The sequence below is a fragment of the Shewanella septentrionalis genome (genome assembly GCF_025370265.1).
Classification (GTDB): Bacteria; Pseudomonadota; Gammaproteobacteria; order Enterobacterales; family Shewanellaceae; genus Shewanella; species Shewanella hafniensis.
Map to the genome: position 1 here is coordinate 167619 of NZ_JAMTCC010000005.1, position 15071 is coordinate 182689.

Annotated in this window: 15 protein-coding genes, 1 tRNA gene and 1 pseudogene; 8 read left to right on the plus strand and 9 right to left on the minus strand. The window is 44.8% G+C overall.

The window, feature by feature from the left end; all coding sequences use genetic code 11:
- Positions 1-5 precede the first annotated feature (5 nt).
- Positions 6-509, minus strand: a complete 504-nt coding sequence (gene folK, locus NE536_RS04495; protein ID WP_259524484.1) for a 2-amino-4-hydroxy-6-hydroxymethyldihydropteridine diphosphokinase — start codon at positions 507-509, stop codon at positions 6-8.
- Between the two features lie 69 nt (positions 510-578).
- Complete coding sequence (folB, locus tag NE536_RS04500) at positions 579-929, minus strand: dihydroneopterin aldolase (protein WP_006085037.1); 351 nt, start codon at positions 927-929, stop codon at positions 579-581.
- 268 nt (positions 930-1197) lie between these two features.
- Here folB and plsY point away from each other — a divergent pair, with 268 nt between their 5' ends.
- Positions 1198-1809 (plus strand): glycerol-3-phosphate 1-O-acyltransferase PlsY, encoded by a 612-nt coding sequence (gene plsY / locus NE536_RS04505; protein WP_006080727.1) that lies wholly within the window; start codon positions 1198-1200, stop codon positions 1807-1809.
- 95 nt (positions 1810-1904) lie between these two features.
- Here the strand turns inward: plsY and tsaD are convergent, their stop codons facing one another.
- Entirely contained in the window at positions 1905-2921 is a 1017-nt protein-coding gene (tsaD, locus tag NE536_RS04510; RefSeq protein ID WP_006080726.1) for a tRNA (adenosine(37)-N6)-threonylcarbamoyltransferase complex transferase subunit TsaD, read from the minus strand.
- A 215-nt stretch (positions 2922-3136) separates the two neighbouring features.
- Here tsaD and rpsU point away from each other — a divergent pair, with 215 nt between their 5' ends.
- The 6 genes from rpsU to NE536_RS04540 all read left to right on the plus strand — a co-directional run bounded on the left by rpsU (position 3137) and on the right by NE536_RS04540 (position 8827).
- A complete protein-coding gene (gene rpsU, locus NE536_RS04515) occupies positions 3137-3352 on the plus strand; it encodes a 30S ribosomal protein S21 (RefSeq protein WP_006080725.1) in 216 nt (71 codons plus the stop codon).
- A gap of 6 nt (positions 3353-3358) precedes the next feature.
- Complete coding sequence (locus NE536_RS04520) at positions 3359-3802, plus strand: GatB/YqeY domain-containing protein (RefSeq protein WP_261271913.1); 444 nt, start codon at positions 3359-3361, stop codon at positions 3800-3802.
- 83 nt (positions 3803-3885) lie between these two features.
- Positions 3886-5610 (plus strand): DNA primase, encoded by a 1725-nt coding sequence (gene dnaG, locus NE536_RS04525; protein WP_261271914.1) that lies wholly within the window; start codon positions 3886-3888, stop codon positions 5608-5610.
- 135 nt (positions 5611-5745) lie between these two features.
- Positions 5746-7584 (plus strand): RNA polymerase sigma factor RpoD, encoded by a 1839-nt coding sequence (gene rpoD, locus NE536_RS04530; protein ID WP_106649811.1) that lies wholly within the window; start codon positions 5746-5748, stop codon positions 7582-7584.
- Between the two features lie 255 nt (positions 7585-7839).
- A tRNA-Ile gene (locus tag NE536_RS04535) sits at positions 7840-7916 on the plus strand.
- Between the two features lie 221 nt (positions 7917-8137).
- On the plus strand, positions 8138-8827 hold the full coding sequence (locus tag NE536_RS04540; RefSeq protein WP_259514753.1) for a hypothetical protein: 690 nt from the start codon (positions 8138-8140) through the stop codon (positions 8825-8827).
- 505 nt (positions 8828-9332) lie between these two features.
- Here the strand turns inward: NE536_RS04540 and NE536_RS04545 are convergent.
- From NE536_RS04545 to NE536_RS04570, 6 genes are all read right to left on the minus strand, one after another.
- Positions 9333-10466: a helicase RepA family protein gene (locus tag NE536_RS04545; RefSeq protein WP_261271915.1), complete on the minus strand. Its 1134-nt coding sequence runs from the start codon at positions 10464-10466 to the stop codon at positions 9333-9335.
- Positions 10466-11383, minus strand: a complete 918-nt coding sequence (locus tag NE536_RS04550; protein ID WP_259514755.1) for a primase-helicase zinc-binding domain-containing protein — start codon at positions 11381-11383, stop codon at positions 10466-10468. The genes NE536_RS04545 and NE536_RS04550 overlap by 1 nt, the downstream gene beginning before the upstream one ends.
- Before the next feature lie 170 nt (positions 11384-11553).
- Positions 11554-11739 (minus strand): hypothetical protein, encoded by a 186-nt coding sequence (locus tag NE536_RS04555; protein WP_261271916.1) that lies wholly within the window; start codon positions 11737-11739, stop codon positions 11554-11556.
- Positions 11732-11938 (minus strand): helix-turn-helix transcriptional regulator, encoded by a 207-nt coding sequence (locus NE536_RS04560; RefSeq protein WP_259514757.1) that lies wholly within the window; start codon positions 11936-11938, stop codon positions 11732-11734. The genes NE536_RS04555 and NE536_RS04560 overlap by 8 nt, the downstream gene beginning before the upstream one ends.
- A gap of 83 nt (positions 11939-12021) precedes the next feature.
- Complete coding sequence (locus NE536_RS04565) at positions 12022-12618, minus strand: hypothetical protein (RefSeq protein WP_259514759.1); 597 nt, start codon at positions 12616-12618, stop codon at positions 12022-12024.
- The gene (locus NE536_RS04570; RefSeq protein WP_261271917.1) at positions 12608-13921 is read right to left on the minus strand and encodes a tyrosine-type recombinase/integrase; all 1314 of its coding nucleotides are present in this window, start codon (positions 13919-13921) and stop codon (positions 12608-12610) included. The genes NE536_RS04565 and NE536_RS04570 overlap by 11 nt, the downstream gene beginning before the upstream one ends.
- A 331-nt stretch (positions 13922-14252) precedes the next feature.
- Here NE536_RS04570 and NE536_RS04575 point away from each other — a divergent pair.
- Positions 14253-15071 (plus strand): annotated as a pseudogene (locus NE536_RS04575) (transposase family protein); the annotation flags it as partial.

The following is a 15071-nucleotide window of genomic DNA, read 5'->3' on the forward strand; positions in this document are numbered from 1 at the left end:
ATAAATTAAAACGTCAGCCCTGGGGGCCATTCAAACGTCACAGGCCAAAGTCGCTGTGAATCTTTGTCATACTCTTGCCACAAACGTGCATAGCTTTTGTCTACCACGGGATGAATCAATTCCGGCGCTAACTCGGCTAATGGCCATAACACAAAGGCATTATTGACTATCTCAGCACGGGGCAGCACAACAGGCGTTTGGCATACCACATGGTCATAAAGCAGCAGGTCTAAATCTAAGGTTCTTGGGCTAAATTTCTTCGCCCCGGCAAGCCGGCCGTGATTCTGCTCGATTTGCTTAAACTGTGCAACTACCGCCGCTATATTAAGATCCGTTTCAGCGCTAGCAACCATATTCAAAAAATTAGTGCCACTAAAACCTACCGCTTCACTTTCATACATAGAAGAGAGGCGCAGCGGCCCGAAACACGCTCGCAGCGATGTTAATCCTGCTTGCAGATGCTGTTCAGGCTCGATATTGCTACCCAGACTGATATAAATACGTGCCATGCTAATGTCCGATTTATCTGAAGATAAACACTATTTCTCAATCAATAGCGCAGTTGATCAAGTACTCATCTAACGTGAACGTTCAATCTCGACGCCAACCGAAGCTGCAGTTGCTACCGCGCCTGGCTTCATCACGACAACTTTCACCCAAGTCACGTTAAATTCTTGAAGTAGGCAATCGGCCACTCGCTCGGCAACCGTTTCGATTAACTCGATTGGATGCTCAGTAACAAGTTGGGTTAATCGATTGGAAACTGTCTCATAGCACAGCGCATATTGATAATCATCCGTCGCTGCGGCAGGTTTATTATCCCACGCCATGTCTAAGTCTAATAACAGGCTCTGATGGATTGTCTTTTCCCACTCATAGACACCAATCACAGTATCAATGCGTAATTGCCGTATAAGTACCTTATCCATGCTTTCTCCAACTAACTGACTACTATGAGGTCTGATAAGCTAAAAGCGATCCTAGCTGTATAATCCGCAATCTTCTGACAGATAACTAATTTACTTTCTACTCGAGCCAATCCACAGTAGGATAACGCCCTAAAAGGATTTGCTCATTCAGAAAATATCTCAGCCCCAACTAGGCGAGTTATCGCACAAACCTATAGCGGGATTGACAACTGAGTCAGCTTTTTAAATTGTTGCGCGATAATACCTTAAGACGCGTAAGGAAACCAATGTGAGTCCATTAACACAGACACTTTTGATGATTTTGGCCGCCTATTTGGCGGGTTCAATCTCAAGTGCCGTGCTGGTTTGTAGGATGAGAGGTCTACCCGATCCAAGATTGCAAGGTTCAGGCAATCCAGGAGCCACCAATGTACTGCGAATTGGCGGCGCGAGTTCGGCTGCCATGGTGCTCTTTTTCGACATGCTGAAAGGTGCAGTGCCTTCTTATTTAGCTTATCTCATGGGCATAGATGCAGTGTCACTCGGGCTCATAGCCATCGCCGCCTGTCTTGGACATATTTATCCGGTATTTTTTGGATTCAAAGGTGGCAAAGGCGTTGCTACTGCCTTTGGTGCTATGGCCCCCATTGGTGATGATCTAGCGATTTGCCTAATGGCATCTTGGGTCGTCCTATTGTTAATTAGCCGCTATTCGTCCCTTGCCGCCATTCTTACCGCTTTACTGGCGCCCCTTTATACTTGGTGGCTAGACGATAGATTCACCATTCCCGTTGCCATGTTGTCGACACTTATCATCATTCGCCATAAAGACAATATTCAGCGCTTACTCAAGGGTGAAGAATCTAAAGTGTCACGCAAGAAGCGTCCTAAAAAATCTTGAGATGACATTACGCCCAATAAAATTACCCCAATAAAAAACTGCGCTAAAAGCGCAGTTTTTTATTTCAGCATCAATACATCGGCATCAAAGGCGTGTTATGCCACAGGTGGCAAGGTATCTAATGGCCATCGAGGTTGACCTTTTACCGCTAAATCTTCGTATTGTCCCGCCTTTAAACGCTGCAATCCCGCAAAGGCAATCATGGCGCCGTTATCGGTACAAAACTCACCGCGGGGATAAAATACTTGTCCACCTAGCGAGTTCATCATCTCAGCCAAGGTTTCCCTTAAGCGTGTATTCGCGCTCACGCCACCGGCGATTACTAAGCGGTTATAACCAGTTTGCTTCAGCGCACGGCGACATTTAATCGCTAGCGTATCAACCACGGCTTCTTCAAAGGCACGAGCAATATTGGCGCGCGTTTGCTCATCGTCAGGTTCAGCGGCAATGGTATTGGCGGTGAAGGTTTTTAAACCCGAAAAGCTAAAATCGAGTCCGGGTCTGTCGGTCATAGGACGCGGGAACTTATAGCCTGCAGGTAAGCCTTTAGCGGCCAGTTTCGCTAAGCGCGGACCGCCGGGATAATCCAGCCCCATTAACTTAGCTGTTTTATCGAATGCTTCACCCGCGGCATCATCAACAGACTCGCCTAATACTTCATAGCGGCCAATTCCATCGACTTTAACCAACATAGAATGGCCACCAGAGACCAATAAGGCCACAAAGGGGAACTCAGGCGCGTCATCTTCGAGCATAGGCGCCAGTAGATGTCCTTCCATATGATGCACACCGATTGCAGGCTTGTCCCAAGCAAACGCCAGTGACCGCCCCACACAGGCGCCGACAAGTAAAGCACCAATTAAACCTGGGCCCTTGGTGTAGGCTATCCCGTCGAGATCAGCCATTTCAGTATTCGCATCTTTCAGCGCTTGACGAATAAGCGGCACAATTTTGCGCACATGGTCACGTGACGCCAGTTCAGGCACCACACCACCATAGTCGGCATGCAGCTTAACCTGACTGTATAAAGTGTGCGACAATAAGCCCAGCTCATCGTCATAGACGGCGATACCTGTCTCGTCACAAGATGTTTCAATACCTAGAACCCGCATGGTGTCTCATCAATTGCTAACAAAAGGGTGCTAATTCTACCTGCAAGCGCTCGATTACTCCAGTCGCGCAGACCATATTGAGTCCACTATAGGACTGAGCTCAGTTTTAGGGCTTTACAAGCCTAGGTGTCTCGGTATAAAATTCCGCACCATTTTAAATAGACTTGGTTCGAGTAATTGAACCAGAACAACCTACACCTAAGGGGTGATGGCGTATGCCAATTATTAAAGTACGTGAAAACGAACCATTCGACGTAGCTCTGCGTCGTTTCAAGCGCTCTTGTGAAAAAGCTGGTATTTTAGCCGACGTGCGTGCTCGTGAATTCTACGAGAAGCCAACTACTGCACGTAAGCGCGCAAAAGCAGCTGCAGTTAAACGTTTAGCTAAGAAGCTTTCTCGCGAAAACGCACGTCGCGTACGTTTATATTAATCTCATATGAGCCTAATTGATCAGCTAAAAGACCACATGAAGCAGGCCATGATCGCCAAAGAGAAGGCGCGCTTGAGCACTATTCGTATGGCATTAGCCGCCATCAAACAGATTGAAGTGGATACCCGCGAATCTCTGACTGATGAACAGGTTATAGCGGTCTTAACCAAAATGGTGAAACAACGTCGTGACTCGATTGCTCAATTTGAAGCAGCGGGTCGTAACGAGTTGGCCGACGTGGAAGCAGCAGAGATTCAAGTTATTGAAGCTTTCCTGCCTACCCCTCTTACTGAGGCGGAAGTCGCGGCGCTCATCGATGCAACTATTATAGAAGTAGGTGCATCCGCCATGGCGGATATGGGCAAAGTAATGGGAGCATTGAAATCTAAAGTGCAAGGACGTGCAGACATGGGCGCTATCGGCGCTATGATCCGTGCTAAATTGCAATAATTAGCGTTTCACTGTATGAACAAGCCGTGCCTATGCGCGGCTTGTTTGTTTAAATTCGCGCAAGGCGGGATTTTAAGCACTCAATGGCAATACCTCGTGATTTTATCAATGAGCTAATCGCTCGCACTGACATAGTCGAACTTATCGATCGTAAGGTGCCCTTGAAAAAGGCGGGTAAGAACTACTCGGCCTGTTGTCCTTTTCATAGCGAAAAATCACCTTCGTTTACCGTCAGCCGTGATAAACAGTTCTATCATTGCTTTGGCTGCGGTGCTCACGGCAATGCCATCGATTTTGTGATGGAGTATGACCGACTCGATTTTATTGATGCCATTGAAGATTTGGCGGGCCAGCTTGGATTAGAGGTTCCCAGAGAACAAGGCACAGGCAAGCGACATGATGACGGTTTAAGTCGTGACTTATACCAACTCATGGAAGAAGCGAGCCTTTACTTTCAAAACCAACTTAGACAACACCAAGATAAACAAAAAGTTATCGATTATCTTGCCTATCGCGGTTTATCCGATGATGTAGTCGAACATTTTGGTATTGGCTTTGCGCCAGACGGTTGGGACGGCTTATTGGGCCGCTATCGTCAGAATCAGGATGCGCAGGATAAATTACTCACTGCAGGTATGTTAATTAGTAACGACAGTGGTAAACGTTACGACAGGTTTCGTGACCGCCTGATGTTTCCTATCCGCGACAGGCGCGGACGAGTCATTGGTTTTGGCGGCAGAGTTTTAGGTGATGGCACACCCAAATACTTGAATTCTCCAGAAACGCCCATATTTCATAAGGGCAATGAGCTTTATGGTCTTTATGAACTAAAACAACGCCATCGCGATCCAGACAAAGTACTGATCGTTGAAGGCTATATGGATGTGGTGGCATTGGCGCAATTTGGTGTCGATTATGCCGTCGCGTCATTAGGCACTTCGACTACAGCGGAGCAATTTCAGCTTTTGCTGCGCAGCGCTAAAGAAGTGGTTTGCTGTTACGACGGTGACAGAGCGGGTACTGAAGCGGCTTGGCGCGCACTAGAAACGGCATTGCCATTATTAAAGCCAGGCGATCAAGTGCGATTTATGTTCCTGCCTCAGGCCGAAGATCCTGATTCTATGGTACGTAAAATTGGTAAAGATGCATTTGAAACCTTAATGGATTCAGCCATAGCACTACCCGAGTTTCTGTTTGATACATTAGCGACAAAATACGGTATAGATAAAGGCAACTTAGCGAAACAAGCTTTTATCTTAATTGAAAAAATTCAAGACACTGTGCTGCAAAACTTACTGCTTGAGAACTTAGCTCACAAGTTAGGAATGAACAGCTCAGAAGATATGAAAAAGAAGCTAGGCTTTAGCGTGAAACAAGCTAAACCAATGGCAAATAATGGATTAAAAGGACGCGGTACACCATTGCGACTCGCCATCGCACTGCTAGTACAACATCCTAAACTGGGTATGGGCTTACCCCCACAACCCGCACTCGCCCACTTGCAGATGCCAGGCATAGAATTGCTGCCACTGTTATTGGAGATGACTCGAGAGCAAACGTTAAACAGCGCACAACTACTTGAACAATTCAGAGAGCACTCTTACAGCGGCACTCTCCATAAATTGGCCCAATGGGACCATCAAGTGGCGGATGAGAACTTGCTCGAAAAGTTTAAACAAACCCTGGTTTGGTTGAACAATCAATATATTGAACAACGATATCAGGAATTGAGTCTAAAACAGACTCATACTAAAGAAGAGAAGATGCAGCTCTCGAAGCTGATCTCAGTCATGAAAGGGTTGAACTGAGGCAAAAATGTCCTCATTCACTGTCCCTGTGACTAGCACAGACATGTGCACACGGCTATAATTGACGATTTGCGCGGCACTTAGCTCATGCTAAGTGTCCGTCGTTGTAACAGTTTCCCAACTTGGATGATATCTATGGATCATACTCCGCAGTCGCAACTTAAGCTGTTGCTTGCCAAAGGTAAAGAGCAAGGTTACTTAACCTATGCAGAAGTGAACGATCACTTACCTGCAGACATGGTCGATTCTGACCAGATCGAAGATATTATCCAGATGATAAATGACATGGGTATCCGGGTGTTCGAAGAAGCCCCTGATGCCGATGACATGATGATGTCGGAAGACAACACAGACGAAGATGCCGCTGAAGAAGCCGCTGCCGCACTCGCAACAGTAGAAAGCGAACTTGGCCGCACAACCGATCCCGTGCGCATGTACATGCGTGAAATGGGTACCGTTGAGCTTCTGACCCGCGAAGGCGAAATTGTTATCGCCAAACGCATCGAAGAAGGCATCAACACAGTTCAAAGTTCAGTCGCCGAGTACCCGCAAGCGATCGCGATGATCCTTGAGCAATTCGACCAATTTGAAGCCGACGAACTGCGCCTATCTGATATTATCTCTGGATTTGTTAACCCGGACGAAGAAGACGTCGCACCGACAGCAACTCACATCGGCTCAGAATTATCTGAAGAAGAGCTGGACGATGAAGATGACGAAGATGATGACGAAGACAGTGAAGATGAAGAAGAAGGCAACAAAGGGCCAGATCCTGAAGAAGCACGCGAAAGATTCGCTCAACTGAGAACCGCCTACGAAAGTGCACTGAAAATTATCGAAGCTAAGGGCCGTGAACACCCAGAATCGGTAAAAGCACTATTCGAAATTGGTGAAATCTTCAAAGAATTCCGCTTAGTACCTAAACAGTTTGACCGTTTAGTAAAAAGCATGCGCACTATGATGGATCGCGTGCGTGTTCAAGAACGTTTAGTGTTAAAACTATGCGTTGAACAAGCCAAAATGCCGAAGAAAAATTTTGTTAAATTCTTCACTGGCAACGAAACCAACCTCGATTGGTTCAACACTGAAAAAGCCTCAACTAAACCTTATGCCGAAGGCCTAAGAATGGTTGAAGACGACGTGATCCGTTGTCGTACTAAGCTTGCAGCAGTTGAAGAAGAAACCGGCTTAGCGATTTCAGCCATTAAAGACATCAACCGTCGTATGTCAATCGGTGAAGCTAAAGCCCGCCGTGCGAAGAAAGAAATGGTTGAAGCAAACTTACGTCTGGTAATTTCTATCGCGAAGAAATACACCAACCGTGGTCTGCAATTCTTGGACTTAATCCAAGAAGGTAACATTGGCTTGATGAAGGCCGTGGATAAATTCGAATACCGTCGTGGTTACAAGTTCTCGACCTATGCAACTTGGTGGATCCGTCAGGCGATTACTCGTTCTATTGCCGACCAAGCGCGTACCATTCGAATTCCAGTACACATGATCGAAACGATCAACAAGCTGAACCGTATCTCTCGCCAAATGCTACAGGAAATGGGCCGCGAGCCTTCTCCTGAAGAACTGGCTGAGCGTATGATGATGCCGGAAGATAAGATCCGTAAGGTACTGAAAATCGCCAAAGAACCTATCTCCATGGAAACTCCAATCGGTGACGATGAAGATTCGCATTTAGGTGATTTTATCGAGGATACGACCCTCGAACTACCACTGGACTCAGCGACCAGCGAAAGCTTGAAAAACGCCACACACGAAGTGTTAGCAGGTCTAACCGCCCGTGAAGCGAAAGTATTGCGTATGCGTTTTGGTATCGATATGAACACTGACCACACTCTTGAAGAAGTGGGTAAGCAGTTCGACGTAACCCGTGAACGTATTCGTCAGATTGAAGCTAAGGCACTGCGCAAACTGCGTCACCCTTCACGCTCAGAAATCTTAAAATCATTCCTAGATGAATAGGCAGTTACCAGCCTAAAGTCAGCTAAGTAAGATTTGAAGCCCTGCCTATTCAGGGCTTTTTATTGCCTCTCATACGCTAATATCGACATCAGCACAGTATCGAAGCCCTAAATTTAGGCGACGATTACATTTAAGTTGATTAACAGATAACCAATTGAATCAGTTGTGTGTATTTCAAGCCAAAACACGGGTGACAAGCGTAAGTAAGCTTAGTATACTTCCACCCGCTTCAGGTAATGACGATTACCTTAAGTCGGCCCCTTAGCTCAGTTGGTTAGAGCACACGACTCATAATCGTTAGGTCCACGGTTCAAGTCCGTGAGGGGCCACCAATTCTGATAAGGCGTAGCTGGTTAGTAACCACTACGCCTTTTTCATATCTAGGCATTACAGTTGCTGTAATGGGTGACGTAGTGTTTAAACTCGCATTAAAAAATATCAAGTTAGCACATCTGTTACATACCTCTCCTTTTCTTTAATATCATCTTCCTCCAGTGAAAGAAAAAGCTTATCTTACTGATTAAAGAACCTAATTAATCAGAAGGATTTGACCTTGAAAACAACTAACTGCCTGTTCATTTTTACCTTAGTGTATGCAGCAACAGGCTGTACTAGCATGCCAAATAATGCTCAAACTTCTGTCAAAGAGTTCTCCCTCCCTCCCATAGAACAAACTACGGAAGCATTTATGGGGGACAATATGCTCTATCAAGGCAAAGCATCTACAGCTAAATATCTCCATGTATCAAGAACCATAGATGGTGCGAGCTATGATATTTACGAAGGTTTTTATAAGGCTCTGGGAGATAAAGAAGGAAAAAACTTCTATGCCATTGTTGGAAATCCTGGTGCAGTAATCAAAAACCCTTTTGTAGATCCTGCCTTAGCAATCTCTGTTAACAGCGATAAAGAAGTCTGTGTTTCTACACCATTGGTGATCGAAGCGGCTTGCTATGAAGGTGGTAATCCTGAAGAAGTTGCTCGTAGCATTGAGTCACCTCAAGACTTCCAGCAAACCTTAATTTACAGTGGCAGTGATGGAAAAGTAATTAAATTGTCCTACAGAGAATTTACTGGGGGCATGGCTCGTGATGCCTTTAGTAACGGCGTTGAATACGATATGGATAAATCAAATATCATTCGCTACAAAGGCGCAGAAATTGAAGTTATAAAATATGACAATCGCAGCATAACCTATAAAGTTTTGAAACCATTCAAACCTGCAGTTGAATACAAATACTAATTTTACGAAGGCAACTTGCGAACACCCAAGTATCGAGTATCAAAATTGCAACCAATGAGATACTCGATACTACCTCATAAAAACTGTCGCCTCTAACGTGCGCAGAATCTCATAGTTCTAGATCTTTTAATGCCCCCCGTGACTTCCAAATATTATTTTATAACGCATTTTAGAAAGAACATTATTTGGCTCATTTTTACAATGAGCATGACTTCCGAAAACTATCGCTAATGTGTATCGAATTTAGATTAACTAACGTGTGCGTAATTTTCTTGACCGCCACAGCTTAAAAATACGCCAGTTACGCTACTCATTTGAAAGCTGTATTTGAATGTGTATAGATCCCCGTAAAACCTTGCGACACCCACCTAATAAAAAGCCCCCAGCTAAGGAGGCTTAGTTCAAAGGTCTAGCTAGCAGCAAAAAATACTTGTGATTAGCCTCTATTTTACTCGTTCGTTTTATTTCCCCCTAAGAGCCATAGCAAACGTACGAGCAAAAAAGGTCAATCAGGAGCTACAACCACAGTGACTAACCTACCGTCAATTTCCTTTAAAACGCCTTTATCAATACAGCCCTTAAGCCACTTTGAGAAATTACTGATCCCCTTCTGGCCTTGAGCTTTTAAGTCATCCCTTATCACAGCAATGGCGGTAGATTCCTCACTGACCATTCTTGAGCGAACCGCTTGATATAATGCCTGCTCGCTAGCTGTTAGTGGCTTTATATCTTGGGTAACGGGTTCTAAAGGCACCATACCCACATTTAAAGCAGCTAATGATCGTACGTCATCACCATCATCATCTGTAAATAACTTATGCTCTACCAACTCGAACGCCTGAGCGGGTTGCTCTTTCTCATCTTTGGATTTAGTCGCTGTGAGAATGTAAGCCAATTTAGGCTCACGTTCTCGCTCTATGCGATATTCAAAATCACACGCAGCCCGTAACGATGATGAGCCTCTCGCCCTCTCCTTGTCTTGTACTCCGCTATGATGGACGATTAACAATGTAGCACCACCAGTATTAGCTCTGATTTGATCACAAGCAGATATAAACGCTCCCATATCTCTAGCTTGGTTTTCATCCGCACCGCCAAAACTCCGCGCCAAAGTATCAATGATGACTAACCCAAAAGGCTCATCAACTTGTTTCGCTTTATTCTGAATAAGCTTCACTAATTCATTCATCTGGAAACCGTCTGTAACCTGCACACCAAAATCAATACGGTACAGCCTTGAAAGCTGCAAACCATTGTGGTATCTCATGGCTAAAGCCTTCAATCTGCGGCTAACACCAACGCCACCTTCACCCGCAATATAAAGGACTGGGCGACTCTGAACACGGCAGCCATTCCAATCTAAGCCCAAAGCGATATGAACAGCCCATGACAACGCATGAAATGATTTGTAGCTACCCGATGCCCCGTAAATCATGCCAAACGAATTAGCAGGTAAAAAGCCTTTGATTAAATAGCTAAATTGTTGATCGTAGCCCTCCCACCCCTGCGCTAGCGAAAACAGTGATTCACGCTCCTTTATCTTTGCTAGTGGCTCTAAGCTTGCATCGACCACTTGCGGCTTTATAGGCTGACTAATAACGTCAATTCGTTCAGCTTTAGGAATATCAGCACAGTCCATTAGGCCACCTCCCGCGCTGCTGGTGGCATTATGTATACGCCATTTACCGCTAAGGCAGCCTTGATAGCTTCGCGCTCGCCCGTTCCGCTTTCGTCATTATCGGCAATAATCACAACGTCAGCCTTTGGCCTACTTTTCCGCACAGCTAAAGCAACATTAATCAAATTACCTGCACTGAAGGCACACAATACCAACGCATTGGGTACGCACTCCGACACCGCTGCACAAGTAGCAAAGCCTTCGCCTATGTAGACCTGATTGCTGTCTTTACCTGATAACGGATAAAAGCCGCCTTTTAGCCTTGTACCTGCCAAAATATGCTTTTCACCGTTAGGCTTTATAAACTGCAAGCCAGCCAATTGCGGATTAAATACTGGCACCACCAGCGAGCCAATATCCATCTTGTGATCGCCGTATAAGTAAAGCGTGTTTGCTAGCTCAAACGTATCAAATGGCTGCACTTGTTTTGCCTGTAGATAAATATTGCTGGCGAGGGCAGGCTTGCAGGTTTTAAGTGTACAGAGCGCCCTTGTAGCGGCTTTGGCTTGTTTAGCGGTAAGCTTTAGCGCCTCTTGTACCTTTGCTTGTTCAGCCTTTCGTTTACTGCTCTCAAGGGCTGCGGTATTGACTTTATGACCAATGGATAAACCCACATAAGGCGCGACCATTAAAGCCGCTCCTCGTGCGTTTACGCTATGTACTTTTGCCACCAGCGATAAACCATCACCGCTACCACAGCCACGGCAAACATAGGTTCCACGACCTTCTAAATCATCAAAGGTAAAACGGTCATAGCCACCGCAATTAGGGCATGGTTGCGCTTTGTTGTAGTGAATATCAACACCTAACCTATTGAGTATGCTAAGCCAATGACCATTAGCTAACGAGGTGACATTGCGAATTAAATTATCATTCATGGTCAAGCCTCCTTAGCAACCAATGTGAAGGCTTTCTTATTCCATTTAATGGCAGTTTTTCAAATGTATAGCCCGCTTTTGCAAGACGTATTGCCAGCTTTTTACTAATGTCATGGGCATTTGAAATACCCAAGTTTGCATGAATTTCATGGGTAGTTATTAGTGGGATGTTATAAACGAGTGATATAAGGCGCTGGCCACAATCCCCCCCCCCCAAGGTGTTTTAAGGCACTGGGTAGCTCTTTGTGCGTGATTAAGCTAAGATTCGGAACGATTGCTTTTGTTAATGCAGTCTGACGGGCAGTGTCAATCTTGGCGGGTTGGCTGCCTGTTTTTTTATGGTTTAAATTATTCATGGTTTGCCCCTTCTAACTGAGCTAACCACTCATTGTATTGCTCTTGCTTCCAGCCTATTGCGCGCCCGCCTTTCATTATTGGTTTCGGGAAAGATTTATCTTTTGCCCACCAACGCCAGATAGAGCGACGATCGCGACCTGTAAGTACTTCCATTTGCTTATAGTTGATAAGCGGTTGTAGTTGATTAGTTTGTGTCATGTGTTGAACCTCAATGTTACTTAAAAAGACATCGTAAGAATGAGGCATTTTTGAGATATAAAAAAAAGGTAGTTACTAACTCCCTACTTTTTTGGGCGTCCACGCTGACCTTTTCGTGGATTCAAATCGGATATGTATTGTCTAATTGTCACTGGAGCAAGGTTCATTTTACTAGCCACCAATTCGGATACATTTTGCAAAGTAAAGTGAGGGGATTCTTGCCAGAATCCTTTAGCTAACGTTCTAGCTTCCGTCTGCGATGAAGTAGTTCTTTTTTCAGAATGATGAACAGACGCTAGCCTTTCCGTTACAAACTTCTCAATTAATACAAAACTTTGCCTATAATAATGAGAATACATTCCTTCAAGACCACACGCTCTTGCCAATAATGCTGCGGCAAGTAGTGAATTATGAATCTCCAGTAGTTTAGGGTCTGTTACGATTCCTTTGAACATATCGCTGAGCACAGTCAGACGCTTCCCATCTCGATAATATAAAACACTGTCATTAGCCTTTTCTAGCATTTCGCGTTTAATCTCCCCTATGTCATCTGGGATATTTACATCATCTATTAACTCTAATTTTGAAATCATTTTTTCAAGACTTTTCAATAACACCTTTATGTCTTCTGTAGATGAAAATCCATCAGATCCTGCATTAATTAATCTCTTATTTGGCATGACATGGCCTCAAACTAACAACATTTCCCTGCTCAACTTCGTTTAACTTAGCTTCCCATGCTTCAAGGGCTATGCGCTTTTCGGGCAAATAGCTGTAACGGTCATAATGCTTGCTAGATACGTCATTAAGGGCATGGTTCTGTAATCTGTCCCTAATGTCTTTAGATATGCCTAGCGCGCCCATAAGTGTTTTACAGGTGCGCCTAATATCACGAGCAACAAAGTGTTTCGCGTCTGGTCTAGCTTCCCGATAACGGCAAAGACTTTGCGATAAGGAATCAAGCCGCATATGCTGGCTATGGTCGAATTTATGCGGAAAAATGAAGGGGTTTAATGGATCTCTTTCAGCATAAAGCTGTTCAAGTATTGTTATTGCAGACTCAACCAAAGGTAACAGGTGAGCACGTTTGTTTTTTGATACATCAGCAATAATTTCAAGTGTCGCTTCATTCCAGTTGATTGCATCCCATCGGCTAGCCGCTAGCTCGTAGGGACGTTGCCCACCAGTATAAAAACAAAGCTGTATTAACTTGGCTACATGAAACCCCATCCTAAAACCTTCGCGGGTTTCGAGTATGGCTAATAACTCTCGCGTTTCATCAAAGGTAAGGTAATTTTCACCAACGCTTTCGGCGGCCGTCTGCTTTGGTATTGCTAGTACAGGATTAAAGCCAATGCCAAATAAAACATCACAGCCCATTTTGGCAGGATCATTATCATGCTTAAGACCATAGTTAAAAGCGGCACTAAGGTATGAGCGAATACGGTTGCTTTGAACTGCTGCCCCTCTGCGTATGATCCGCCCTAGAATCAACTTAATGTCATCTACGCTTACGTCCTTAGCCTTAGTTTCAGGCTTTACTATTGGGTAAACTTCTGCTTCAAGCGCATGTAACACGGCTTTAAAGGTTCGTTTGCCGTCAACCTTCATTTGCTGGGTATAACCTTCAAATAGCTGACCTAGGCTACCTTTCTTTGCTTCAACTTGCTGAGCGGCCTTTTCTTTTGCTTGCTCCTTTTCAATTTCAATTTTGGGATCAAGCCCCTGCTTTAACATCCCCGCTAGCGGCTGAGAAATTTCGCGCGCTTGTGCAAGCGTCATAGAGGGGTAACGGCCTAATTGAACATATTGCCGCTTACTGTCAATTTGATATTTGAACGAAAAGACTTTGGCACCTGAAGGGTAAACAGCAATGACTAAACGACCTGCTCCACGCTCGCGGGATGAGTCAATTAATTCATACTTATTGTCTTTGGGTTTTGCACCTTTGACTTCGCGTTCCGTGAGGGCTTTTGTTGTCATGGCATGGCCTTGAGTTAAAGCATTGCCATAGCCTAGTGTTACAGTTGCTGTAACGGGTGACGTAGTGGCAAGACTGAGTGAGATATAACAAAACAATACAAGACCACCAGCAACATAGTAAAGCATTAATCTTACTAAGTTTTATGTCTCATTAAATTAATTTATTATCTCATTGAATCTTGCCATTTTTATGACTCATAATCGTTAGGTCCACGGTTCAAGTCCGTGAGGGGCCACCACCCGATTCAACAAAAAAGCCCATTGATTCAATGGGCTTTTTTGTATCTAATTGTCCCGTCCTGAAATACGTTGACATAAAGAGGACTTCTTTATGACAACATCAATTAACTCAAGCCGTAAGCGCACACAACGAGATTACACCTTAGCCTTTAAATTAGGCGTTGTAGAGCGTGTTGAAAAAGGCGAAATGACGTACAAACAAGCCCAAGCCTGTTTTGGTATTCAAGGCCGTTCAACCGTACTCGTTTGGCTTAGAAAACATGGTAGACTCAATTGGTCGAAACCTTTTCAGCATCCCCTTATGCCTAAGTCAAAAGAAACCCCTGCCGAAACTATTAAGCGCCTTGAACGTGAGTTAGCAGAAGAGAAACTGCGTAACAAAATCCTCAATGGCATGGTTGATATCATGGACAATGAATATGGAGCTGGCCTCAGAAAAAAGTACTTATCCGGTACGTCTGGCAAGCAAAAGGCAACGGCGAAATAAACCTCGCAGCTGCATGTCGTGCTGCGGGTATGTCGAGGCAAGGTATTTATCAGGCAGTTGCGCGAATGGAAAGTCGTAGAGCTGAGCTATCGGTCATCAAAGACTGGGTCCAGTACTGGCGTAAATATATGCCAAGGTTAGGGCCCGCAAGCTCTACACGTTGATAAAATCCAGGCTGGTTGAGCACGATATTAAACTCGGGCGAGATGGGTTCTTTACCTATTTGAGAAGTGAAGGTTTACTGGTTAAACCGAAGAAAAGCTACACAAAAACCACGTTCAGCAAACACTGGATGAAGAAGCATCCTAATCTGCTGAAAGAGGAAGGACTGCATGATGCAGGGCATGTACTGGTCAGCGATATCACCTATCTTGAGTCAGACCAAGGTGTGCACTACCTGTCACTGGTCACCGATGCCAGCTC